The sequence below is a fragment of the Flavobacterium covae genome (genome assembly GCF_001534645.1).
GTDB classification, from domain to species: domain Bacteria; phylum Bacteroidota; class Bacteroidia; order Flavobacteriales; family Flavobacteriaceae; genus Flavobacterium; species Flavobacterium covae.
Map to the genome: position 1 here is coordinate 1,105,115 of NZ_CP013992.1, position 26,578 is coordinate 1,131,692.

The window sequence follows — 26,578 nt, forward strand, 5'->3', positions numbered from 1 at the left end:
TATTATTTAGGTTGAATATATTCTAATTGTTCTAAACTGACTTTAGAGGTAAAAAAGCCATAATTTACAATGGCATTGTTTTTTTCAATTTTATCAATAGTACCTATAGACTTACCGTCAATCATGCGAACACGATCACCTACTTTAAGTACTACTTTAGGTTTGTTTTCTTCTATTTTTTTAGCAATTTCTTTCTTTTCTTTTTTCTCTTTCCGAATTTCTTCTACTTTAATATTTACTTCTGCTAATACTTCTTTTTCTACTTTTTCTTTGACTTTCTTTTCTTTTAGGGTAATTTTTTTACGTTTTGAATTTTCTATTTCTACCATTTTTAAAAATTCACCAATTAAATCTTTTTTGTTTTTATCATTAAAATATTTTTCAGAAATATCATCTATTTTTTGCCCCATATAAATCAAACGTTGATTAGTATCATATAATTCTTGATAGCGTTCTAGCTTATCTTGAATTTTGGCATTGATGGTTTCCATTTTTTTATTTTCTTGGCGAGCTTTTGTTTCTTCTTCTTTTAAATTTTGTGAAGTTTTTTCTAGTTTAGAACGTTCTTTTTGAAGGGAGGAAATGGTTTTGTCAAATCGTATTTTGCTACCTTCTACCTTTTTTTTAGCACGATTAATTAATCCGTAAGGAATACCATTTTTTTGAGCTACTTCAAAAGTAAATGAACTACCTGCTTGACCTATAATTAATTGGTACATAGGTTCTAGTGATTTTTCATCAAAAAGCATATTAGCATTGGTTGCGCTTGGTAATTCATTAGCTAACATTTTTAAATTGGCATAATGAGTTGTTATAATACCAAAGGCTTCACGATGATAAAATTCTTCTAGAAAGACTTCTGCCAAAGCACCACCTAGTTCTGGATCGGAACCTGTACCAAATTCATCAATTAAAAATAAAGTGTTGGAATTACATTTTTTTAAAAAGTAATTCATGTTTTTTAAACGATAGCTATAAGTACTTAAATGATTTTCAATAGACTGGTTATCTCCAATATCCGTTAAAATTCTATCAAATAAGCACGTTTCACTACGTTCATGTACAGGAATTAGTATTCCTGATTGTAACATTAGTTGTAGTAAACCAACGGTTTTCATAGAAATGGTTTTACCACCAGCATTAGGTCCTGATATAACAACGATTCGTTTACTTTGATCAAATTCAAAAGTTTGAGGATAGGTAGTTTTTCCTTTTTCTTTATTATTTAAAAATAAAATAGGGTGAAAGGCTTCTTTTAAAAAAACTCTTTTTTCTTCATTTATTTTAGGTAATAAGCCGTTTATTTTTAAGGCATATTTAGCTTTGGCCGAAATAACATCTAGATCACTTAAAAAATCTTGGTATTGTGTTAATAATTCATGAAAAGGGCGAATATTGTTGGTTAGTTGCTTTAGAATTTTAATAATTTCTTCTCGTTCTTCATATTCTAAATTAGCTAGTTCACGAGAATAACGAAGGGTAGATTCAGGTTCAATATAAGCAATGCTACCTGTTTTAGAACTTCCTAATATAGAGCCTTTTACTTTACGGCGATACATTGCTTGAACAGCTAGTACTCTGCGATTTTCTACCACAGTTTCTCGAATTTCATCTAAATAACCTAATGAATTGTATTGGTTTAGTGCCATCCCAAAACTTTGATTTACTTTACCTCTAACTAAATTCATATTTCTACGGATTTCTAATAGAGTAGGAGTAGCCTCATCTTTTATTTCACCATATTTATCAAAAATAGCCTCAATGGCTTTTGTTATTTCTTTTGTGATAGTTATTTGACTTGCTTTTTTGTGTAAAGCAGGATAATAATCATCAAATTTTTTTAAGAAGATTAATAAAGCATTAGTGTTTTCAGCTAGTGAATGAATCTTTTTAAAACTTGAAGCTTCTAGATAACTATCTTCTATAGCTAAAAATTTAAGCTCATTTATTATGGGGTCAAAATTATGACTAGGTAGGGCGTTATTATTATCAAAAGAAGAACGATATTCAGAGGTTTGAAATAAAATATCGGTTAGTTCTTCTTTATTTTTATAAGGAATTATATGTAATGTTTTTTCAATTCCTATTTCAGTTGTACAATATGCCGAAATGGTTTCTAAAACGGTTTGAAATTCTAAATCTTGTAAGGTTTTACTATGTATTGAAATCATTTTATCTCTTAATGTAGTCACAAATTTACAATTTAAATTAAAAAAGGAGATTGAATTTTCAATCTCCTTTTAAATTAAATTTATTAAAAGTTATCTTTAATGTAGATTATGTTTTAAAATGGTTTTTTTGATCTTATTTCTCCATAAAGTAGGTTTTGTTGAATACCCAGTTAAACTTATTTTTTTTAACCATAGTAAATAATCATCACTTCCTTTTAGATTTAAATAAAACTTTTTTGAAGCCATTTTTAAACAAAAATCTCTAAAAGAATCTTCAACACTTGAGTATTGCTTAAAACTAGACCAAGTTACTTGATTTTTTCCTTTAATTCCAAAGTGGTTATTTAATCTTTTTGCAACTTTACTATTACCGTAGCCTGATTCTACTATGGCAATACTTAGAATTATAGATCTTGGTATTCCAAATTCAAAGGATAACTTATCTGCTATTTCACCATATTCTTTAATGTACGACTCACTTTGTGAATAGCTGTTATAAAAGCTAAGAAAAGTAAAAGCAAATAAGAAGTATAATTTTAGATTTTTCATAAGCATAAATTTCTTTATAATTAAGTTGGTATTACTTAAAATATTGACCAAATTTGCCAAATGATTAATAATTATATTGCTTCTTTTTGAAGAAGTAGGGTACAAATTTAATAAAAAAAGTTTTCTAAACATCCTTTTTATCAACAAATTAACTTAGAATTAATATTTTATGTCTTTTAAGAAAAGAGTTTTTTTATTTATTTATTTTGTTTTACAGACTGTTTCAGGGCAAAATATATCTTTATTTCAATATAAAAAAGCAGACTCCTTATATCCTAAGATAAATTTAAATTTGGAGAAAAATATAATTATAAATGAAAATCATTTAAAACCTCTTTTTCTTAAACTTTTAAAATTAAAAAAAGATAATTTAAAACAAGTTTCATTTGTTCATATAGGAGATTCTCACATACAAGCTGATATATCTACTAAAGTTATACGTACTGAATTACAACGTTATTTTGGGAATGCTGGTAGAGGCTTAATATTTCCATATCAATTAGCTAAAAGTAACGCTCCAACAGATATTATTTTTAGTTCAAATTCTAATTGGAAAGGAAGTCGATTAATTAAAAAAAATCCAGAAATACCCTGTGGTATAAGTGGTTTTGCGATAGAATCTATAGAACCCAATTCTCTTATTAATTTTAAGTTTAGAGGAACTGAAACATTTCATAAATTTGATAAGCTTACTTTGTTTACAAATAAAGAAATTAAAAATGTTAATTTAATTGAAGATACAGCAAAATATAGTGTTAAAGATGGTGTTTTAGATTTTAAATTTGATGGTCTTCGGTCTAATTTTAATATTATATGCAATGATTCTATTTGTACTAAATTATATGGTATATTTTTAGAAAACTCTATTGATAAAGGAATTATTTATAGTGCAATAGGAGTAAATGGAGCTAAATATTCTGATTATAATTCTGAAGTTTTATTTTGGGAACAAATTAAAAATGTTAAGTCAGATTGTTATATTTTATCTATGGGTACTAACGAAGCACAAAATATTGTTTTAACTCCTGAGAGTTTTGTAGAGTCAATAAAGGAAACAATTGATAAAATAAAAATATTTAATCCTGAAGCTGTTTTTATATTATCAACTCCTCCTGTTTCTTTTTATAAGAAAGTAGTACCTAATAAAAAATTAAAAGATTTTTCTGATGCAATTATGGCTTATTGTATTGATAATGAAATTGCATTATGGGATTTATTTGAAATTTCAGATGGATTAAAAGGAAGTTGTGAGTTTGCAAAAAATCAACTTTTAGTTAATGATCTTGTTCATTATTCTAGAAAAGGATATGAATTACAGGGGTATTTATTTATTGAAGCATTTGCTAAAAGTTGGAATAATTATATAAATTCACTCTCTACAATTAAAATGAATTAATACCATTTAAACTTAAAATTACTGGATTAAAAAGTAAAATTCTCGATACGTTTTTTTTCATTTTAAGAACAACTGGAACAGACGGTTGAGTATATAATTGAAATCATTATTAGTTCGAACGCGAAGCGCATTGAAAACCAACACTAATTTTTATTGTTTTTGTAAGATGGTGTTTAAATCAACATACAGTTTGTCACTCCTACATAAGGAGGCGTTTTATAATCAACATTATGTGGTTTCTCCCTTTGGTCGATTGACAAGATAGCGAACTTTTTGGACAGTCTAAAGGTTAAAAAAATAGTATTATGAGAAAATTTCAAAGTTTAAGTGGTATAAATTAAAATATGAAAAAGTGTGTTGTTTTTAACTGTATTCAATAAGGAGATTTTTAGAATTAGAAAAAAGGCTCAGATTATAAAAATCTAAGCCTTAATTTTTTTGTTTACAACTTTTAGGAAGTTGTTATTAATGTTAATGATTTTTCTTGTGTTAAGAGAGTGTAAATAGAATTTTGAATATTTCTTTTTTGTTGTACCCTCTTTTAAGTTTTATATAGATTAGATATTATAAATTTGTTTTAATTTATCTTTCCACATTGTTAATTCTTCTCTATTACGTTCAATACTTTTCTTTACTTCAATAATCATTGGATTATCTTTTTTAGCATTTGAGAAGAATTGGATATTGTTTTCTAATTGAAAAATTTCATTTTGTACTTCTTCTATTTTTCTTTGAATGAAAATCTTTTCTCCATCTATTTTATGTTGACCTTCTTGGCTTAGTTGTTCTAAACGACTGTTAAATCGAACCATTTCAGCTTCACGTTTACTTGATGTCAAATTTTCAAAAAGAGTATCTAATACTTTGTTAAATTTTCCTTCTATATGACGTCTAGAAAAAGGTACTTTGCCAAAGGATTTCCATGTTTCTATGTGAGTTTTTATAAGGTCTAAATCTTTTCTATGATCTCCAGAGAGAGTCAATGTTTTTACGATTTCTAAATAATCCTTTTTCTTATCAAAAGCAATAATTTCAATTGCTTCATTTTGATTTCTAAAGGCTGTTAATCTGTCAAAATAGTGATTGCAAGCTTCTTTAAATTCTCCCCAAACATGATCCGAAAACTTTTTAGGAACATGACCTATTAATTTCCAATCTTCTTGGATTTTTTTCATAATAGGGGTTGTTTCATTAAAGTTATCGTTATTCATTAATTCTTTTGCTCTAGCAACTAGGGCGTTTTTTTTATCTAAGTTAGCTTGTTGTTCTTTTTTTATATCTTTATAAAAAGAGTTTTTGTTAGCATTAAAACTTCGGACAGCATTTTTAAAATCAGCCCAAACTTCTTCATTGATTTCTGAAGGAACTTTTCCTGCTTCAAAAAATGCTTTTCTTAGAGTTTCTATTTTGTTTATTTGGCCTTGCCAAGAGGAATGTGCTGTTATTTTTTCTTCGGCAATTTTATAGATTTGATTTATTATATCCTTTTTTGTGGCTAAATTTTCTTCTTCTTTTAAGCGTTGTTGTTCAAATAAATTTTCACGTTTTTCGTGCATTTGTTTGGTTACTTCGCTAAATGCGTGCCAAATTTCTTCTCGATTTTCTTTAGAAACAGGACCTATTTCTTCTTTCCAAACTTTATGTAATAATTGAAGTTCTCTAAAAGCTTTGAAAACGTCTAGTTCGTTTAAAAGATTTTTAGCTCTTTCTATAATTTTTAGCTTTTTATCTAAATTATGTTTAAATTCTAAATCACGTGCTTCTCTATCTAAATGCAGTAGATCATAAAAGTTTTCTACATGAAAATGATAATTATTCCAAACATGATTGTATTTGTCTTTAGGTATTGCACCAGCACTTTTCCAACGATCACGAATGTCGTTAAATGGTTTCAATAAATCCTTTATTTCAGCATTTGAAGTTAGTAATGTCTTTAGTTCTTCTATTAGATTTAATCTATTTTGGAGATTTAATTTTAGCTTAGCTTCAAGATTTTTAAAATAAACGTTTCTTTTATTTTTATATTCGTTATAAAGAAAGTCAAATTTAGATTTTGTAGGGGAATGATACTCGAAATCTTCATTAGGATTTTCATGTAAAAATTCTTCTTTTTTTTCTTCAATAAAATGATTGTATTTAGATAAAAAAGCTGATTTTATTTCCTCTATGTGATTACGGATAACCATAATTTTGTCTAGGGCTAATAATTGTTCAAATTCTAGCACTAGGGAATCCATACTCATGGTATGATAATCTTTCATTGGAATTTCATGTTCGTGTTCCAATGTATTGTCTTCATTTACTTCTGCATTTAAGTTCTCGATGGTTTCTATCGCTAATTGAGTATCTGATTGCGATAGATTTTGATCATTTCCATCTGCTTTTAGCAGGTTATCATTCATTTCTTCTTGCATATTGCAGGATATTTACAGTTAATAATATTTGCACAAGTTAATAAAATCAAATTTAAATAAAAAGAGACTGTCCAAAAAGTTCGCAATCTTTCATTTCGACGAAAGAGAGAAATCACATAATGTTGATTATGAGACTCTTTCTTACGTTGGATTGATAAACTATAGGTTGTATTTTGATATATATTTTTAAAGGAAAATCCTGTTTTTAACTTTTTTTGAGCTTTTTAGGGGGGTGTTTTTTTTAATATAATCTATATTTTATTGATATACAAGCTTTTATTTGATTATGAATGAGCTTATAAATTGGTTAATCTAAAAAAATATTTCTAACAGCTCTAAATTTTTTACTTCTAAATGCTTTCATTTTAGTGTTAAATTTATGCTGAATATTAGTAACTTCTATTGTTAAATTATTTGGTATTGTTTTGGTGATAGTTTTAAAAGAGATTCGTTCTAAACTATGATGATTTGTAAAAACAAAAGAAGTATGCTGAAAATGTGTTTATACTTCTTTTGTTTATTTTATTAAGGTCAAAATAGGATAGTTTAGATTCTATTTTTAACTACGTTATCTGTTTTAAATTTCAAACCAGTTTTTAATAAGATTATCAATGGACTGGGCATTTTTATGTGTATATTCATTAGTTTTAGGATTGTATAGGTAATCTTTACCCCATTCTTTATGATTTTTTGCTAGAGAGATGATGGCATCACAAACATATTTAATTTCTTCATTTGTAGTGGTGGGGTGTATAGACATTCTTATCCATCCTGGTTTAACAGTTAAATCACCAGAGTCTATATTACAAGTAATAGCATTGGATTTATCTTGATCAACATGTAATAAGTAATGACCGTAAGTACCGGCACAACTACAACCACCCCTAGTTTGAATACCGAAGTGATCGTTTAATATTTTAACTCCTAGGTTGTAATGTAGGTTATCTATATAAAATGAAATAACTCCTAATCGTTCTTGATGTTGTCCTGATAAAATGGTTAAATTAGTTTCTTTGTTTAATTCTTTAAAAATATAATCGACAATTTCTTTTTCGCGTTTTAGTATATTAGCTACTCCCATTTTTTCTTTTAATTGTATAGCTAATGCTGTTTTTATTACTTGAAGAAAGCCTGGGGTGCCTCCATCTTCGCGATCTTCTATATTGTCAATGTATTTATGTTCTCCCCAAGGATTAGTCCAAGATACTGTTCCTCCTCCTGGACAATCAGGGACATTATTTTTGTATAAATTTTTATTAAAAACTAACACGCCTGAGGTACCAGGTCCTCCTAAAAATTTATGAGGAGAAAAGAAGATAGCATCTAGATAGGCTTCTTGATCTTCAGGGTGCATATTGATTGTTACATAAGGACCTGAACAGGCAAAATCGACAAAGCAAACACCTCCATTTTGGTGCATAATTTTTGCTACTTCATGATAAGGCGTTTTGATACCTGTAACGTTTGAACAAGAAGTAATGGAAGCTATTTTAAAACTTCTATCTTTATATTGTGCTACAATTTTCTTGAAATTTTCTAAACAAAAAAGACCTTCTTTATTAGCAGGAATTATGACTACATCAGCAATTGTTTCTAACCAAGAGGTTTGATTAGAATGATGTTCCATGTGAGATATAAATACTATAGGTTTTATTTCTTTAGGTATATTGGTATAATTTTTTAAGTTTTCGCTAATTCGTAAGCCTAAAATTCTTTGAAACTTATTAACAACACCTGTCATTCCTGTGCCATCAGTAATTAATACATCGTTTTCATCAGCATTTACATGTTTTTTTATGATTTTTCGAGCTTGGTGATAAGCTATGGTCATAGCAGTGCCGGAAACAGTGGTTTCGGTATGAGTATTTGCTACAAAAGGGCCAAAATCTTTTAAGATTTTTTCTTCAATGGGTCTGTATAGTCTTCCTGAAGCGGTCCAATCTGTATAAATAATTTTCTTTATTCCAAAAGGAGAATCAAATTCTTGATTAATACCTACAATATTTTCTCTAAATTTTAAAAAATATTGTTCTAATGTTGTAGATTTTTCGGTTGTAATCATTTGTTTTTTATTTGGTTTCAAATATACATTATTTACTTATTTTGAAATAGATTTTTAAAAAAATGATTAATAAATTATAATATTTTATTGAAAATAAAAAAAGTGTATTTGAAGTATGAAATAAAATTTTAAAATCTTTTTTGTTTTCGTTCTTTTATTTGATTGAGTAATTTATGTTTGAACTCTATTTCTATTTGTTTTAGTTGAATAATTTTTTGATTTGGTATAATACCTTGCAAATTTTTGACTAATGATCGTTTGTTTTGTCTTATTTCATTTTCTATTTTTTCTTCTTGATCCATTAAGTTTTGCATTTCTTTATCTGATAAGGAATTTGTATTTTCTGTATTTAATTGGTGAATTAATTTCTTTTTTTGTTTTTGAAGTTCCAATTGTGTATCATCAAATTGATTGAATATAGGCCAAAATTTTTGTGCTTCTTCAGAGGTTAAATTAAGTTTATCGGATATAAAAGCTATACGTAATGTTTTTATTTTTTCCATTTTTTCTTCTCTTCCTTGTCCAAAAGTAATTTGGTTTAATATAATTATAAGGAAAGTTATTATCTTTTTCATGACAATCATTTTATTGGTTAATTTGTGTATTCGTTTAAAAAAATAGGAGTTTGATGATCTATAGGAATAACTTCTTTTTCTAAATCTTTTAGATCTTCAATTGTTAGGTAATCAACTAGTTCTTCTGTGGTTAGATCATCTGCATAGGTTAAGTATTCTTGTGTAGAATTGATGGTGTAATTGTCTATTTGATTAAAATAAATATTTGTAAAAATTGAAATAATTATTGTAGTGGCAATTGCATAAAGTATAATATTTTTTTTCTTCCAAAATGAAATTACGTTTGTTTTTTCTTTTTCGTCATTAATTATTGACATTAGACGATTTTCAAAATTTAAAAAATAATCATCGGGAACTTTATATCCGGAATTAATTTTTGGGTCTGTATTTATATTAATAGGATTCATATTAGTAGGACAAAAATAAAAGGGAAAGGTTTAATTTGAGTTTAGAAAATATTCAATTTTTTTGACTGCATGGAAATAGGAGGCTTTTAATGCTCCTACGGAGGTTTTTAATATTTCGCTAATTTCTTCATATTTTAATTCTTGAAAATATTTCATCTTAAAAACTTGTTGTTGTTTTTCGGGTAAGGAGGCTATTGCTTTATGCAGTTTTAATTGAATTTCATTTCCGTCAAAGTGTATGTCTGCTTCTAATTTTTCTATCATTTTTCCTTTTAATTCTTCATTTGACAAGCCTTTTTTCCTTGCTTTGCTATTTAAAAATGTGATGGTTTCATTTGTAGCAATACGATAAATCCATGAATAAAGTTTACTTTCTCCTTTAAAATTTTCGAGATTTTGAAAAACTTTTATAAATGTATTTTGTAAAATATCGTCTGAATCATCATGATCTGATACGATATTTCTTATGTGGTAATATAGTGGTTTTTGATACTCACGAATCAATTTCCTAAAAGCTTCATTTTGAGTTTTAGGATTTAGGAGTTCATTTAAGAATAATTTTTCGTCTTGCAAAATGTAAGGTGTTTGAGTATAAGACTAAAGATATTTAAAAAGGTTTAATTTAAATGGAAAAGGCTTTGTATATTTGGTTAAAAATTAAATTTTATGATTAAAACAGTTATTTTTGATATGGATGGTGTGATTGTAGATACTGAACCAGTTCATAAATATGCTTATTATCAATGTTTTAAAGAATTGTCAATAACGGTTTCAGATAGTATGTATGCGTCATTTACAGGGAATTCTACACGCAATGTTTTTCAAAAATTAAAAGAAACTTTTAATCTAGATTATGAAGTAGAAACTCTTGTGTTAAGAAAAAGAGAATTTTTTAATGAGGCATTTGATATAAAACCTGATTTAGAATTAATTGAGGGGGTTTTAGATTTAATTAAAAAATTACACGCTCAGGGTATTCAGCTTATTCTAGCTTCTTCTTCTTCTGCAAGTACTATAAATCGTGTATTTAATCGTTTTGATTTAAATCAATATTTTACTCATAAAATAAGTGGTGAAGATTTTCCTAAGTCAAAACCAGATCCTGCTATATTTTTACATGCAGCCTCACTTTCGGAAGCTTCTAAAGAAAATTGTATTGTAATTGAGGATAGTACTAATGGTGTAAAGGCAGCCCATTCAGCTGGAATTTATTGTATAGGCTATAATAGTGTTAATTCAAAACTTCAAGATTTATCCTTAGCTAATGAGGTAATTCATCATTTTGATGAATTTGATTTTTTAAAGGATATTATGAATTAATGAGAACACGTTTTGTGTTTGAATAAATTTTTTAAGGAAGGGGAGTTGTTATTTGTTGTGAGTATAATTTATGGATATAGAAATAGTTTCTAAAATAAATTATTAATCTTTATTGTATTTTGAATTTTATTTATTTCAGTACTATTTTTTATTTGATAATAAATTAGTTAGTTTTATTTTCATTCCAATAATAACTATCAGGATAAGCTCTTTGTCCAAATATTGCAGTGCCTATTCTTATGATAGTTGCTCCCTCTGCTATGGCTGTTTCTAAATCTCCACTCATACCCATTGAAAGTTCTTTCATTTCTACATTGGGGATATCTAGTGCTATTATTTCTTCTTGAATGTTTTTAAGTAAGCGAAAACAATCTCTAACTTTATCAGTTTCGGCACTAAATAGACCTATAGTCATAAGTCCTTTTATTTTTAGAGTATTAAATTGAGCTACTTTTTCTATAAAATTGCGAGCATTATTAGGATTTATACCAAATTTACTTTCTTCTCTTGATGTGTTTATTTGTATTAAAACATCTATGGTTTTATTTTCAAGTTGTAATCTTTGATGTAATTTTTCAGCTAGATCTAAACGATCAAGAGATTGTATACATGAAACATCATATTTTAAAATTTCTTTTATTTTATTGGTTTGTAAATGTCCAATAAAATGATTTACATGAGAGATTTCTTTTAACGATTCATATTTTTCCTTTAGTTCTTGTACTTTATTTTCAGCTATTAATTTACTACCTGTACTTAATGCAATTTTTATACGCTCAGCTGAAACGGTTTTCGTTGCTAAAAGTAATTTTATTTCATCAGGATTTCGGTTGTTTTGTTTGCAAGCATTATTTATACGTTCTTTTATAATGTTAATGTTTTTTAAAATTTCTTCAGTCATTGGATGATTTTTTATTTTTTTTCTTCTAGGTTTTTAATTAATATTGATTTTATAATGGTATATGCGTAGTCTTTAGCTTCAGCAAAAGAGATATTATATTTACGTTCTATATTTTGTAAATCTTTAGGAAATCGGAGTAAGAGGTTGTTGTAATATTGTTCTAAAATTTCTTTTTCTGGGATTGCAAAATTTACTTGTAATTGAAACCGTCTTAACAAGGCTATATCAATAATTTCTACATGATTTGTAGCGCATATCAATAAAGATTTATTAGGAAAATAATCTATAAGTTGGATAATTGTATTTACTAATCTTCTCATTTCTCCTACGTCTTTATCATCATTACCTCTTGCTTTTCCTATTTGGTCAAATTCATCTAAAAATAGAACAGCATTATCTCTAGCTGCTTTGTCAAAAATTTGTTTAATATTTTGTGACGTTTCACCTATTCGTGAACAAACTATATTACTTAAATTAAGTATTAAAATATTTTTACCTAATTCTTTTGCAATAGCTTTTGCAGTCATTGTTTTACCACAACCTGAACTACCATGAAGTAAAATTTTATTATTTATAGGTAACTGATATTTATTTAATTCATCAAAATAGGTATGTTCTTTTATCAGTTGGAGGATATTTTTTTTATTGTTTTTTTCTAAAAAAACATCCTTTAAGAATATTTGTTCTTTGTCTTCTATAATAAGATTTTGTACATTCATTCTACTTTTATTATGAATTTTCTATTTATATTTTAGAAACAGAATTAATGATTCAAATTTAGTTAGGATAACTAACTTAAGCAAGTAAAATTTATTTTTTTTTTGAATTTAAAGAAGGACTTAAATTGTGTAATTAATTATCTGTATGCTAAGGCAATGATTTTATATTAAGTTTATCCTTTTATTAATGTCAACTTAAGTTAGCCGTCAAACTTTAGGATAAATGGAAAAAAGGAAAAGACTATCCAAAAAGTAATAAATTAACATGCAGTTTGTCACTCCGATAAGGAGGAGTCTCATAATCAATATTATGTAATTTCTCTCTTTGGTCGAGATGACAAGATTACGGATTTTTTGGACAGCCTCAAGGTTTAAAAAATAGTATTATGTGGAAATTTCAAAGTTTAAATGGTATAATTATTTAAAATATGTATTAAATGTACACCGTAACTATATTTACTAAAAAAAGAAATTATTTTTGAATCATTTTGTACAAAATCTTTAAAATAATAAAAATATTCCAATAGAAATCATTAGTACGTTAGGAATTAAGAATGAATCAAAAACCTCCATAAAAAAACTTTATATTTTGATGCAAAATAAGTTCTTAATATTGAATACTTCAAAAAGAAAAGGGATTACTATTCTTAAAACTCTTTTTCTAAATATTCTTTTGTGTTTTTATAGCTTTTAGAAAAAAATCAAAGTTACCGAAATCTATTGGTAGAGTATTTCAGATGAACTATGTAAAAAAATAAGACTAAATGTAGCCAAGACTCTTAAAAAAGTTATCCAATTCAAATTTTGATGATTCATTTTAGTTTTTTATTAGTTTTTTATTAGTTTTATTTTACTAATTGTATTTTCCTGATTAAGTATCAGGATATAGATTCCACTATTTAGGAAACTAGTATCTATATGATTTTTTACTAAATTTTCTTCTGAAATAATAATTTTTCCACTTAAATCAATGATACTAAATTTAGTTTGAGCATTTTTTTTAGTTTCTATATGTATAAAATCTCTTATTGGGTTAGGATAATAGTCATAATTTATTGGTTTAGTTTGATCTAGGTTTAAAGAAATAATCGGAATAGTTTTAGTAATAGATTCTGAACAATTATTTTTGCGAGTTGTTAAAGTAATAGATTTATCACCTGTTGATTGAAAATTATAAATAGGGGATAATTCATTTGTTCTATATTCATTATTAATATTCCATGATATAGAATCATAATTATTAGATTGATTTTGTAATTGAATATTTGTTCCATTAACTAAAAAAGAGAAATCAGGGTGTAAATTATAAGTATTTATAAGCCAATTAGGTTTATTTTTAAGTACAACACTATCGGATATTTTTTGTAGGTAGATAGCCGTAATCTCATCAATACCTCCATAAAAATTACAAGGTGCTATATTTTCTTGATATAATGTATTAAATATAGAACAAGCTACAAGATATGAGCCTTTTAATCCGGGGTGAACGTCATTATAAGTAGAATGTAATAAAAGATCCTTGCTAGAAATATAATGTTCTTTGAAACATTCACCTGCTGAAGCGAAAGGAACTTTCATACCATGCGCAATTGCAGTTATTGAATCTTTTATTTTTGTTTGACTTGCAAAATAATTTTCGTAATTACCTCCGCCATTGTTATTACTACCAATACCATTTGATATTTCATACAATATTATTTTAGAACAAGGACTATATTTTTGTATAGAATCCATTAGTCTTCTTCCTCTATTTATTGTTGTTTTTGTAGAGGAAGAAAAACCTACAGACTCTCCTGTACCAGGTTGAAGAATGATTGCATCCCATTTCTGTGAAGAAAATAAGCGATAAATATTATGATCATTTACATGATTTATAAATCCAGTTCCTCCTTGTGCATATTGTTGTACCTCAACATTCTTTCCTTTTGTGTTTGCAAGATTTTGAAATAATGTGGGCATATTATTATAGTAGGTCATACTATTTCCTATAAATAATATTTTTTCTTGTGCAAAGAAATTAAGATAAGAATATAAAAAGAAGGTTAAAATTATAATTTTTCTCATTTATTATTATATTTCCGTTAGTAGTAAATTAATGTTTTTATAAGGAAAAACAGAATTGCGAATACGATCTGTATCTTATTTACGATTATCTAAATAAAACTTGAATAGATAAATTTAGTGATGATTAATTATGTAAAAGTACTAAAATCATTGTGAAAATAAGATATGTGTAAAAAGAACAGAATACATTTTTATTTAATAGAACTATTATATTGTAATGAAGAGCCTAATCTTTATATTTTTATTAACATTTTATTAAATATTAGAAGCTTATATTTGGGAAAACGATTTTACTGATGCGATTTATAATAAAAGCCACTATTTTTCTAGGTTCTTTGTTTGCACAAGCTCAAATAAAAGTTCCACAAGCAAGCCCTAAAGCTCTTTTTACACAAACTGTTGGTTTAACAGAAGTAGAAATAGAATATTCTCGTCCTAGTGTAAAAGGAAGAATTATTTATGGAGATTTGGTCCCCTTCGGAAAAATATGGCGTGCAGGTGCAAATGCTAATACTACAATTAATTTTTCTGATGATGTAATAATTAATGGCGGTACCTTAAAAAAAGGGAAATATGCTTTATATGTAATGCCTAAAGCAGAAGAATGGGAGATTTATTTTTATAATGATACCCAGAATTGGGGAACTCCCGAAAAGTGGGACGAAACAAAAATAGCTCTCAAGGCATCTTCTAAAACCGAAATATTACATAAATCAGTAGAAACATTTACAATAGGAATTTCTAATATAGATTTTAGTGGTGCCAATCTTGAATTTTTGTGGGAAAAAACTTCTGTATCCTTGCATTTTGAAGTGCCTACAAATAAAATAGCTATTGCTTCTATAGAAAAAACATTAAACGGACCTACCTCAGGAGATTATTTTGCAGCTTCTCAGTATTATTATAATACAAACACGGATTTTAATAAAGCTTTACTATATATTAATAAAGCGTATGAAATGAATGAAAAAAAACCTTTTTGGTATATGAGGCTTAAATCACAAATTCAAGCCAAATTAGGAGATTATAAAGGAGCTGTTGAGACAGCAAAAAATTCATTAGAAGGAGCTAAATTAGCAAATAATTTAGATTACATAAAGATGAATGAAGAGAGCATTAAAGAATGGACTAAAAGATAAGCTAATAAAATTATCTTTATTATCTATAGTATAGATTGCTTATTATAAGCTGTTTTTTATCCGTTTTGCTTTTCTAGAGTTCTATCTTTAAATAATCAATTTTAAACAATTTTATATTATAAGAAAAGAAAATATATTTAAAAACTAACGATTCTATTATTTTGCTTTGTTTTAGCGGATCAAAAGAGAAAATATTCAATAGGAAAAAATTAGTATATTGATTTTGAGGTGTTTTCTAATATAAGAAGGATAAGTTAAAAGTTATTTTTTACTTTAAGAATACCCTCTTTTATATTTAGTGATAATTATCATTTTTTATATGAATATTTAAGAGTAAATTAGAGCATAAAATAAGCTAAAGAACTAAATCTTTTAATAAGTAAACTATCTTAACTAAAACTTATATATATGAAAACCATTTTAGTCCCTACTGATTTTTCAGATGCAGCTAATAATGCAAGCCTTTTTGCTCTAGAATTAGCAAAAAAAAATCAAGCAAAAGTACTTTTGCTGCATAGTTATAACCTACCTATAGTAGATGTACAGTCAGGTATTTTAAGTGCCAATATGCTTTATACGAGTGTAGATCTAGATGAATTTGATCTTTTTAAAGAAAATAATGAAAAATTAAATAAGTTAGCTTATTCAAAAGGATTGGAAGATGTAGAAATAAGTCATAAAATTGTTCTAGGAGAATTGAGTGTTAGCATAAATCAATGTGTAAAAGAAGAAAAAGTAGATTTTATTATAATGGCAACTTCTGGAGATGATGATTGGTTTTCTAAAGTAATGGGAACTAATACTGATTCCGTAATTTTAACAGCAAGTGTACCCACATTAGTATTACCCGACGGATGCAACACAAAAGAATTAGAAACTATAGGGTTTACTACAAGATTTAAAGAAAAAGATAGAGAACCATTTATTCAAACAATAAATTTAGCTAATAAATTAGGATGGTTCGTTAAATGTTTGCATGTTATAACTTCAGAAAATGAAGTGTCAGAGGAGACCATAGATTCTTGGAGAAAAGAGTTTGAAAATGATAACGTTAGTTTTATTCTTAATAAATCAGAAAACGTAGTAGATGCTATAGAATATTTTATTAATCATTATCAAATAGATTTATTAGGAATGGTTACTTATAAAAGAGATTTTTTTACAGAGCTTTTCACTAAGCGATTGACTCAAAAAATGACTCATAGAGTACAAGTTCCAGTACTTGTTTTTCATGCTTAGTAATTATTGAACATACATTATAAAAGGCTGTCTTAAATAAAGTAATCTTTAATTTCTAGTTTGTCAATTACATAAATAATAAGTAACAATGTTATGTAATTCTTTAGGTGTCCATATCTTACAAAGACTAGACAAAGGCACATTCAGAAGTAACCTCACTTTTGTAAAAAAATAAAACAATGACCCATTTTGATTTACAAATTTGGGTCATTTTTGTTTTTTAAAGGATTCAAATGTTTAAAAATAGGTTTTTGGGTCGCAACACGACGCACGTTCCCCTATGATGCTGGTCTTACATTTTTTTTATGCTACTAAAGTTTGCTGTTGTAGATAAATCCGTCTCCCTATTTCTAATGCATTGGCTGTGTGAATGCCAAAGAAAATCCAAAGGATCTCACTTTTTTGGGTTTTGGCTTTGATTTTCTTGAGATGGTAATGTTCCTTCTCCTTGCCAAAACTTCCTTCTAGTCGAGTAGCTCGTTCTTTCTTGATGTGTTGCGCTAAAATTTTGCGTTGTTCTTCATTTTTTCCAGCTTTTCCTTTACGTACAAAATCGGTTTGGATAGTATTGGTAGACGTGAAGGTTCGATTTTTATTGGTAGCATAAATGGCATCGGCTCCAAGTATTTTTACTTTTGTTTTAGTTAAATTCTGAGCGCAAAAAACACTGCTTTGCAGACGAGTTCCTTCGTTGAAAGCTCGATATTGAATGTGTTCGATGAAGTTAATGCCATCGATTTGAATTTTGTTTACTTTGGCTCCAAATTCAACTTGCTTTACTTCTTTCCCGCGAACAATTGGGCGGATATAACTTTTGCTAATACTTACAATCCTGTCTGGAACACTTTTACCAGTTTTAAATATCTGAATTTGTTGTTTGTATACTTGTTTGATAATCAGGCGCTGTTTGCTATATTTTGTAGTGGCTTCAAACGGATTTTGTGCTTCAATACGGCTAAGTTCGCCATTGAGTTTGTATAATAATTTAAGTAAACCTCGGGTAACTTTTGTGCGATGTTTTGATTGTTTTTTTCTCTTTTTTGAATATTGATTGTATCGCTTACACCAATCTAAACATTTAGTTCTTGGTAGTTTTATTTTAAACAAATGACACAAAGCTTCCATTTGCTTATAATTCCACTGTACACACTCCCAAAGCAATTTCTGGTTCGTAGGAAAGCGCACTTCACTCTCGTAACAAGTAGCATCCGTAAGCATTTTATCTAAATCTCCCATATAAGGAATCCAGTTCTTAGCTAGTACTTCTTGAGCTTTGCCAATGGTTAAAGTCTTGGATAGCTCCATTCTGATTTGACTCACGATTTTAAAGTTTTTCAAAGGTTTATCAATCGGAATCAGAATATCACAAAAAAATTGCATAAAGATATTTCCATTGAGAAGTTCAATCAACTTTTTATCCGAACAACCGTAGTAGTTTTTAAGCATCATCAGAGCAATTTTGCCTTTAGGACTAAAATAACAATGAGTCCCTTTTTGAGAATCTTTCAGTTTGAAGGCTTGAGCAAGCTCTGAAAAAGGCATCGAAAGATAAATTTTACCCAAATCTGTTTTTAAAAATTGGGCGTAAAAACCATCAAAATCTTTATTGATAGTAAAAAATGGAATTTGGTATTGAAATTCGCTTAAACGTATTATTTTTGGCATAGCATTTAAAGAAAAACCCCGTTTTTGACTCTTTTTGAGCAATTTCGGGGTTTGTTTCTTCTAAAATAACACTTATTTTGTTGATATGCAAGTGTTTGGGTAATTATGAATGTGCCGACAAAAATTAGATGTAAAAAAGAAATTGTAACTTTTAAGACAGCCATTTTAGTATGATAGTATAACTAAAATTTCAAATGATTTAATATATATTTAGTAAATTCGGTAGCCCCTTGATTATTTAAATGACCACAAGATGAAAAATAATGATCATCAGTTATTGCGTTTTCAAAATTGTGAATTTCAGGATAAATTTTGTTTATTTTTTCAAAATAGCTCATCCCTTTAGTAGATTTACACATAGGTGTCATTACCAAAAATAATTGAATATTGTGTTCCTTGCAAATTCGTTTAATATCATCTAAATAACGGTTACGCATAGGTTTTAATCCTGAAATATTGTTATTCATTCTTTTCCAATTTGTACCCCTTAAAGGATAATACCCTTTATTATCTAATAAATTTGTCCTCTCTTTTAAAAAAGATTTATTTACTTCTCTAAAACCAATTTTATTATCAAATTTTAGGTATCTATAAAAAGGAATATAGTAAAGTTGTAAAAAATCAACCTCTGATCTAAAATGATCTTTTATTATTGGATTAGAGTGTAAATAGGGCATAAAGCGAGAAGTAGTTCCTTCATCTCTTTTTTCATTACAAATACTTAAATCTGCTTCCAATAATAAATTTTTGATTTTAAATTTTTGTTGGAGCATTATTTTTAACATAAGATTGGTTTCAAAAAGATGTGATCCACTCATACCAAAATTAAAGGTTTTGTATCCTTTTTCTTCAAAAATAGAAGGAACAAAATGATTATTAGCTCTAGATGTTCCCATAATAACTACATCATAGACCTTATTTTTTGTATGTAATACATATTCAACTTTATTTCTCTTACTTGAAGAAGAAATAATAAAAGTATAAAGTATATCAAGGAAAATACTACTTATTAGGATAATAAATAGTATCGTTAAAGCATGTTTGAAAAATTTTTTCATTAGAATTGAAAATATATAAACTCTTTATAATCAGAATAAACACCTAATGCAATTAAAGCTAAAATTAAGATAAATAATTTAATATAAACAAATTTACCAGAAATAGGCTCTATTTTATTTCTATTAAACCATTCAAATAAAATAAAAGATAATATTAATGGAATTAATTCATAAGAATAACGTTCATTATCTAAATACTGTGCAGAAAAATCGTTATTAGTAAATAATTTATAAATATAATTATAGGCATCTGTTATAGATTTAGCTCTAAAAAATATCCATGCTAAAGAAGAAAGAAGAAAGGTATTTATAATATTGATCAAGGTTTTAATTCCCGAAAGATTCCATTTGATATATATATATCCAATATTATCTCTATTTTTATTAAATAATAGTAGAGGTAAAAAATAAATTGCATTTATAAGTCCCCAGACAATAAAAGTCCAATTGGCTCCATGCCAAAATCCACTCACTAAAAAGATAATAAACGTATTTCTAACTTGCATCCATTTTCCTCCTTGACTACCACCTAAAGGGATATATAGATAATCTCGAAACCAAGATGATAAAGAAATGTGCCAACGACGCCAAAATTCAGCAATGTCCCTAGAAAAATAAGGATAATCAAAGTTTTTTAATAAATCAATTCCAAATAATTTAGATGTTCCTAAAGCAATATCCGAATAACCGCTAAAATCACCATATATTTGAAAAGCAAAATAAATAGCCCCTAATAATAAAGAATAAGAATTCATTGCGCTCGAATGGTCAAAAATAGCATTTGCATACAATGCACAAGAATCAGCAATGACAACTTTTTTTACTAATCCCCATATCATTTGATAGGTTCCTTCTTTCGCTTTTTCGAAATTAAATTCTCTTTTTACTTTTACTTGAGGAAGTAAATGAGTTGCTCTTTCAATAGGTCCAGCTACTAACAAAGGAAAATAACTTACAAATAGAGAATAATCAATAAAATTATATTCAGCTCTGATTCTTTTTTTATAGATGTCAATAACATAAGACAAGCCATGAAAGGTATAAAATGAAATTCCAACAGGTAGTATAAGTTTTAACAGATAAGGATGCGCCTCAAATCCTATTTTATTACATAAATCAGCAAATGATTGAGCAAAGAAATTATAGTATTTGAAAATTCCTAAAAAGCCTAAATTTATTCCAACACTTAACCAAAACCAAAATTGAGCAACTTTTTCATTAGTACTTCTTTCAATTTTTATGCCTGAAATATAATCTAAAAGTGTTGAAAAAATTAATAAAAATAAAAAATGCCAATCCCAACAAGCATAAAAATAATAACTAGCTACTATTAGTAAAGTGTTTTGTCCTTTTTTAGATTTGTTAAAAACAAACCAATAAAGAATAAAAATAATAGGTAAAAAAATTGCAAATTCTAAAGAATTAAAAAACATTGTATCTTAACATTTTATTTAAAAATCAAAAAAGTATAAGAAAATTAAAAGACTTATATAATTTCTAGACGATTTCGAGTGTACAAAAATAATTCAATTTATACTTGTTAGGTACTATTTTATCTAATTCTTTTGAAGAGCATAGGAAAATGATACCCTATATAAATAGTATAAATAGATTTTTTTAACCTTTAGTAAATATTTAATCATTTATAAATTGCGCACTCATTATAAATATGGTATTTTCGCTTTTTAGAATTTTAACGAGTCATAAACCATTTTATAAAAAGGCAAATCATGAGTTATTATACCATAAAGGATTTAGAAAACTATTTTAAAATGTATAAAAAATCGGTACGAGAACCCAAAAAATTTTGGGATAAAATAGCCGATGAAAATTTTATTTGGTATCAAAAATGGGATAAAGTTTTTGATTTTGATATGCAAAAAGCTGAATTTAAATGGTTTATTGATGCAAAAGTTAATATAACAAAAAATTGTATTGATCGTCATTTAGCAAGAAAAGGAGATAAAACAGCGATTATTTTTGAGCCTAATAATCCCGAAGAAATATCACAAAAAATAAGCTATAATGAACTTTATCAAAGAGTTTCAAGAATGGCCAATGTTTTACTTGAACAAGGTATAGAAAAAGGAGATAGAGTTTGTATTTATTTACCAATGATACCTGAATTAGCAGTAGCCGTTCTAGCTTGTGCAAGAATAGGGGCTATTCATTCTGTGGTTTTTGCAGGTTTTTCAGCAGGTGCTTTAGAAGCTCGAATAAATGATTGTCAAGCCAAAATGGTAATTACATCTGATGGTGGTTATAGAGGTGATAAAAAAATCAATCTAAAAGGAATTGTAGACGAGGCGTTGGAACGTTGTCATGGTGTTAAAACCGTTTTAGTTGTTGAGCGTACCAAAGAAAAAATAGATATGAAAATAGGACGTGACCACTGGTTACAACCCTTATTAGAAAATGCTTTAGATACCAGTGTGGCTGAAATAATGGATGCTGAAGATCCATTATTTATCCTATATACTTCAGGTTCTACAGGAAAACCAAAAGGAATGTTACATACAACAGCCGGATACATGGTTTACACAGCTTACACATTTAAAAACGTTTTTAATTATAATGATGGAGATATATTTTGGTGTACAGCAGATATAGGCTGGATTACAGGACACTCTTATTCATTATACGGGCCACTTTTAAATGGTGGAACAACCGTAATAAGTGAAGGCATATTATCATATCCCGATTTTTCACGTTATTGGCAAATAATAGAAAAACATAAAATAACACAATTTTATACAGCTCCTACAGCCATTCGTTCTTTAGCTAAAGAAAATTTAGACTATGTACAAAAATTTCCTTTAAAATCATTAAAAGTAATAGGTTCAGTAGGAGAACCTATTAATGAAGAAGCTTGGCATTGGTATAATGACCATGTAGGAGGAAAACGTTGCCCATTAGTAGATACATGGTGGCAAACAGAAACAGGTGGAATTATGATTGCACCCATACCTTTTGTAACTCCTACTAAACCCACTTATGCTACTTTACCATTACCTGGAGTTCAGCCCGTTCTGATGGATGAGTTGCGTAATGAAATAGAAGGCAATCAAGTTGTAGGAAGTTTATGTATTAAATTTCCATGGCCAAGTATTGCAAGAACTATTTGGGGAGACCATGAACGTTATAAAAAAACTTATTTCTCTCAATTCCCTGGAAAATATTTTACAGGAGACGGAGCACTACGCGATGAAGTGGGATATTATAGAATAACAGGTAGAGTAGATGATGTAATTATTGTTTCAGGACATAATTTAGGAACCGCTCCTATTGAAGATTCTATTAATGAGCATCCAGCAGTAGCTGAAAGTGCTATAGTAGGATCACCTCATGATATAAAAGGAAATGCTTTATATGGTTTTGTTATTCTAAAAGAAACAGGAGAACATCGTGATCGTGAAAATTTAAAAATTGAAATTAATCAAATTATTTCTGACCAAGTAGGACCTATTGCTAAATTAGATAAAATTCAATTTGTTAGCGGTTTGCCTAAAACCCGTTCAGGCAAAATTATGCGTAGAATTTTAAGAAAAATAGCTTCTGGTGATCTAGAAAATTTTGGTGATACTTCTACTTTATTAAATCCAGAAATAGTGGAGGAAATAAAAAAAGGAAAAATATAAATAAACCTAATTATTTAAATTGCCCCAAAAAGTAATAACTATTTGGGGCAATCCGTTTTTTTGAAAACTTTTTTTACAACCAATCTTAAAACCTAAAATTTATTACTATTTAAAAACACTAATTCTCTAAAATCTTACATTTTTATGATCTTCCATAAGGCTGATTTCTGATCTTTTCTAAATAATTACACTATTGATACTTCCTATTTATTTTTAATTTAAAATAACATTTTTTATTTGTAACTTTATGTGAATTAAAATAGTTCTTGTTTTAAAAAAAAAATATTTTATTTGATTGTTTTTGGAAATTTTGTTTGTGGTACAAACTTTATAAAAGTTATGAAAAAGTAATAAGTTTTTTAAAATGATTTATAACAGACTTGTATCGGATGAAAGATTATAACATTTTTAGTTATATAAAAGAAAAATAGACATGACTTAAAGTATTATTGTCTCTTTTTTCTTCTATGTAAAGTGTTTTTGAGCGATTAAAATCGTGTTTTGTCGATTTTTATCTATAATATACTTAATACTATCAATATTACGTATTTTTGTATAAATTTTCATATAAAATGAAGAGAACGTTACCCCTTTTTGGGAAAATTGCTCCCACAGTTTTCCTATTCGTATTCGTGATACTATTTAGTCAAATTTCAAAAGCCCAATGTGGTGGAGATGACTCTGGCGTTATTACGGTTTGTGATATTACCAATCCAGGTAATAAAACTATTGATTTATTTTCTTTATTAGGAGGCAATCCTGTTAGAGGAGGAGTTTGGCTAGATGATGAATTATCTGGAGGATTAAATCCAACAACAGGCATCCTAAATGTCCAGAAAATTAGAAGAAGTGGTAAGTATACTTATACTTACACAGTTTCAAATGTTTCTGGCTGTGTAGATACCACTGGTACTGTAGAGGTAACAGTAGGAAATTATGCTGGTGTTCCAGGACCAAAAGGAACTGCTTGTGGAGATAATGTTTATAATTTATTCTTATTATTTGACGGAACAGGATCCAATAATATAAGCCCTCAATTTAATGGAGTATGGGTGAATGAAACGAATAATTTAGGCGTTTCATCTAACTTTTTTGATACTTCTGTTGAAAATCTAAAAGAACCTAAGACTTATACATTTTCTTATACCGTAAATGAAGTAAATGAATGTCCTGCAAGTAGAGCTATAGCGCAGTTAACCGTTTATCCACCAGCACAAAAAGGAACACCTTTACCTCTTAAAATTTGTGATAACGAGGATTTTTCAGTATATCAAAATATAAATTTGTTTGATAGATTAGAAGGAGAAGATCCAGGAGGTAGATGGTATGATGACAATAATACGGGTGAATTAACTTCTTTATCAGATTCTTTTATAAATGTTGAAAGAATCTACAAAAAATTTGGAGTAGGATCTTATTCTTTTACTTATGAAGTATATCCTACTAATCCGATATGTGATAAAAAAACATCAGTTTTTGTTATAACAATAGAGAAATTTATAGATTATTTAAATGTATCATTAGTCGTTACTCCAAATAAAAGATGTATTGATGAAGTTCAAACAACTTCTTTTAACGCTATATTATCTCAAAATCCAGTTTTAATACCTGATGGGAATTATTTGGTCACTTATAATGTTGCAGGCGATAACGGTAATTATTATAATACTAAACAAGGAATTGAATTTAAAAAAGGAGTTGCTGATTTTACGATTCCTAATATGAAATTTAATATATCAGGTAATTATTCAGTTAATGTTACAGATCTTGTGTATGTTGATGCGTTAGGAATTTGTCCTAATAATTTTATAGATCAATCATTTATGGTTAAAATTAATCCATTACCTAATCTCCAAAATAGTATTTTAACTGTAAATGAAGTCTGTCAAAATTACAATGCTAATGCAACTATAAAGAATGCCTTATTGTTAGAAAATGGTAGTTATTCTATTCTATACAATTTGAGTGGAGCCAATGTAGCAGTTAACCAATTTTTAACTTTTAACGTATTAGGAGGAGTTGCTAATTTTAACATACCTAAGAATTTATTGCTTAATGCTGGAAAAACAGAGATTATAGTTACAAAAATAACAAATAATGAAACAGGATGTTCAAGTATAGTTAACTTAAGAAGTATCTTTAATGTAAAGCCTTTACCTTTCGTTTCTAATTTAAAAGTATTAGTTAATGATGTATGCAAGGATAAAGAAGTTGAAGTATTTATTACAGGTTTAGAATCATTAAAACACGTCAAATTATTTTATGATCTTAATGGAGCTAACAATTCTCATAATAATGAAATAGATTTAGATATAGTTTCAGGAAAAGCTAAATTTATTTTGCCCAAAAAAGTATTACCCAATATAGGTATTACAACAATATTATTGACTGAATTGACCAATATAGATAACTCCTGTAATATAGTGTTGAATAATATTATAGATACTTTTAGTATATATAATTATCCTGAATTACCTATTGTATCAGATCAAGTTTTCTGTGAAACAGAAAATGCTACAATACAAAACTTAAAACCACAAGGAAATGATTATTTATGGTATAGCTCGGATCTTGCTATTAGCTCATTATCAAGTACTTTTTCTTTAAAATCAGGTAAGTACTATGTTTCAAAAATTAATTTAGCAACAGGTTGTGAGACAGAGCGAGTACCTGTAAATATTATGATTGATATTGTTGAAGCCCCGATATTAAATCCGAATGGAGAAAATTTTTGTGGATTAAATAAACCTACAATTAAAGATTTGTCTAATAAAACAAATGCCTCTTCAACTATAGAATGGTATGATGCTTTAGTCAAAGGAAAACTAATGCTACCCTCTAATTTACTACAGGAAGGAATGACCTACTACGGATTTAGTACAAATTCAATAAATGGATGTAAGTCAAAAGAGGTCCTAACCGTGACTGTTTCATTGACAGATTGTAATGTTCCTGATAACTTTTTTATTCCTGATGGTTTTTCTCCTAATGGAGATGGTATAAATGATACTTTTCATATTCCGAATATAGAATTTGTTTATCCTAATTATACTATTGAAATTTATAATAGATATGGTAATTTATTATTTAGAGGAAATAAAGATAATGATTGGGATGGTAAAAACTCTGCCTCAGTTAATTTGGTTGACTCAGTAGTCCCTAATGATGTATATTTTTATTTAATCAATTTTAATAAAGATAATATTCCAGCAAAACAAGGACGTCTATATTTGAATCGTTAATATTATTAAAGTAACAAGA

Annotated in this window: 19 protein-coding genes; 6 read left to right on the plus strand and 13 right to left on the minus strand. The window is 27.5% G+C overall.

Translation table 11 applies throughout. The features are described from left to right. Positions 1-2: 2 nt before the first annotated feature. Positions 3-2,171: an endonuclease MutS2 gene (locus tag AWN65_RS04835; RefSeq protein ID WP_060382132.1), complete on the minus strand. Its 2,169-nt coding sequence runs from the start codon at positions 2,169-2,171 to the stop codon at positions 3-5. A gap of 96 nt (positions 2,172-2,267) precedes the next feature. Continuing rightward, positions 2,268-2,720 (minus strand): glucosaminidase domain-containing protein, encoded by a 453-nt coding sequence (locus AWN65_RS04840; protein ID WP_060383825.1) that lies wholly within the window; start codon positions 2,718-2,720, stop codon positions 2,268-2,270. Between the two features lie 292 nt (positions 2,721-3,012). On the opposite strand from AWN65_RS04840, the gene AWN65_RS04845 reads away from it, so the two are divergent. After that, a complete protein-coding gene (locus tag AWN65_RS04845) occupies positions 3,013-4,116 on the plus strand; it encodes an SGNH/GDSL hydrolase family protein (RefSeq protein WP_158447577.1) in 1,104 nt (367 codons plus the stop codon). Positions 4,117-4,673: 557 nt separating this feature from the next. Here AWN65_RS04845 and AWN65_RS04850 read toward each other — a convergent pair. From AWN65_RS04850 to AWN65_RS04870, 5 genes are all read right to left on the minus strand, one after another. Further along, on the minus strand, positions 4,674-6,530 hold the full coding sequence (locus tag AWN65_RS04850; protein WP_060382134.1) for a DUF349 domain-containing protein: 1,857 nt from the start codon (positions 6,528-6,530) through the stop codon (positions 4,674-4,676). A gap of 577 nt (positions 6,531-7,107) precedes the next feature. Continuing rightward, on the minus strand, positions 7,108-8,592 hold the full coding sequence (locus AWN65_RS04855; RefSeq protein ID WP_060383826.1) for an aminotransferase class V-fold PLP-dependent enzyme: 1,485 nt from the start codon (positions 8,590-8,592) through the stop codon (positions 7,108-7,110). 128 nt (positions 8,593-8,720) lie between these two features. Then, a complete protein-coding gene (locus AWN65_RS04860) occupies positions 8,721-9,167 on the minus strand; it encodes a sensor of ECF-type sigma factor (RefSeq protein WP_103681671.1) in 447 nt (148 codons plus the stop codon). 17 nt (positions 9,168-9,184) lie between these two features. Next, complete coding sequence (locus AWN65_RS04865) at positions 9,185-9,574, minus strand: hypothetical protein (RefSeq protein ID WP_060382136.1); 390 nt, start codon at positions 9,572-9,574, stop codon at positions 9,185-9,187. A gap of 30 nt (positions 9,575-9,604) precedes the next feature. Next, positions 9,605-10,147 (minus strand): RNA polymerase sigma factor, encoded by a 543-nt coding sequence (locus AWN65_RS04870; RefSeq protein ID WP_060382137.1) that lies wholly within the window; start codon positions 10,145-10,147, stop codon positions 9,605-9,607. A gap of 93 nt (positions 10,148-10,240) precedes the next feature. On the opposite strand from AWN65_RS04870, the gene AWN65_RS04875 reads away from it, so the two are divergent. Further along, entirely contained in the window at positions 10,241-10,894 is a 654-nt protein-coding gene (locus tag AWN65_RS04875; RefSeq protein ID WP_060382138.1) for an HAD family hydrolase, read from the plus strand. 163 nt (positions 10,895-11,057) lie between these two features. Here the strand turns inward: AWN65_RS04875 and AWN65_RS04880 are convergent, their stop codons facing one another. The 3 genes from AWN65_RS04880 to AWN65_RS04890 form a co-directional block, all read right to left on the minus strand. Then, a complete protein-coding gene (locus tag AWN65_RS04880) occupies positions 11,058-11,795 on the minus strand; it encodes a YggS family pyridoxal phosphate-dependent enzyme (RefSeq protein WP_060382139.1) in 738 nt (245 codons plus the stop codon). 11 nt (positions 11,796-11,806) lie between these two features. Further along, positions 11,807-12,514, minus strand: coding sequence for an AAA family ATPase (locus AWN65_RS04885; protein WP_060382140.1), 708 nt, complete (start codon positions 12,512-12,514; stop codon positions 11,807-11,809). 828 nt (positions 12,515-13,342) lie between these two features. After that, a complete protein-coding gene (locus AWN65_RS04890) occupies positions 13,343-14,578 on the minus strand; it encodes an SGNH/GDSL hydrolase family protein (RefSeq protein WP_060382141.1) in 1,236 nt (411 codons plus the stop codon). 293 nt (positions 14,579-14,871) lie between these two features. Between AWN65_RS04890 and AWN65_RS04895 the strand changes: the two genes are divergently transcribed. Continuing rightward, entirely contained in the window at positions 14,872-15,717 is an 846-nt protein-coding gene (locus AWN65_RS04895) for a DUF2911 domain-containing protein (RefSeq protein ID WP_088420284.1), read from the plus strand. Positions 15,718-16,125: 408 nt separating this feature from the next. Further along, positions 16,126-16,956: a universal stress protein gene (locus AWN65_RS04900; protein WP_060382143.1), complete on the plus strand. Its 831-nt coding sequence runs from the start codon at positions 16,126-16,128 to the stop codon at positions 16,954-16,956. 303 nt (positions 16,957-17,259) lie between these two features. On the opposite strand, the gene AWN65_RS15165 is transcribed toward AWN65_RS04900, so the two are convergent. The 3 genes from AWN65_RS15165 to AWN65_RS04915 form a co-directional block, all read right to left on the minus strand. Next, a complete protein-coding gene (locus AWN65_RS15165; RefSeq protein ID WP_235588321.1) occupies positions 17,260-18,621 on the minus strand; it encodes a transposase in 1,362 nt (453 codons plus the stop codon). 182 nt (positions 18,622-18,803) lie between these two features. Then, the gene (locus AWN65_RS04910; protein ID WP_060382144.1) at positions 18,804-19,679 is read right to left on the minus strand and encodes a hypothetical protein; all 876 of its coding nucleotides are present in this window, start codon (positions 19,677-19,679) and stop codon (positions 18,804-18,806) included. Then, entirely contained in the window at positions 19,679-21,112 is a 1,434-nt protein-coding gene (locus AWN65_RS04915; RefSeq protein ID WP_060382145.1) for an MBOAT family O-acyltransferase, read from the minus strand. The genes AWN65_RS04910 and AWN65_RS04915 overlap by 1 nt, the downstream gene beginning before the upstream one ends. A 297-nt stretch (positions 21,113-21,409) precedes the next feature. Between AWN65_RS04915 and acs the strand changes: the two genes are divergently transcribed. Both acs and AWN65_RS04925 read left to right on the plus strand, forming a co-directional pair. Beyond that, a complete protein-coding gene (gene acs, locus AWN65_RS04920) occupies positions 21,410-23,317 on the plus strand; it encodes an acetate--CoA ligase (RefSeq protein WP_060382146.1) in 1,908 nt (635 codons plus the stop codon). Between the two features lie 572 nt (positions 23,318-23,889). Further along, positions 23,890-26,559, plus strand: a complete 2,670-nt coding sequence (locus AWN65_RS04925) for a gliding motility-associated C-terminal domain-containing protein (protein ID WP_060382147.1) — start codon at positions 23,890-23,892, stop codon at positions 26,557-26,559. Positions 26,560-26,578: the final 19 nt, after the last annotated feature.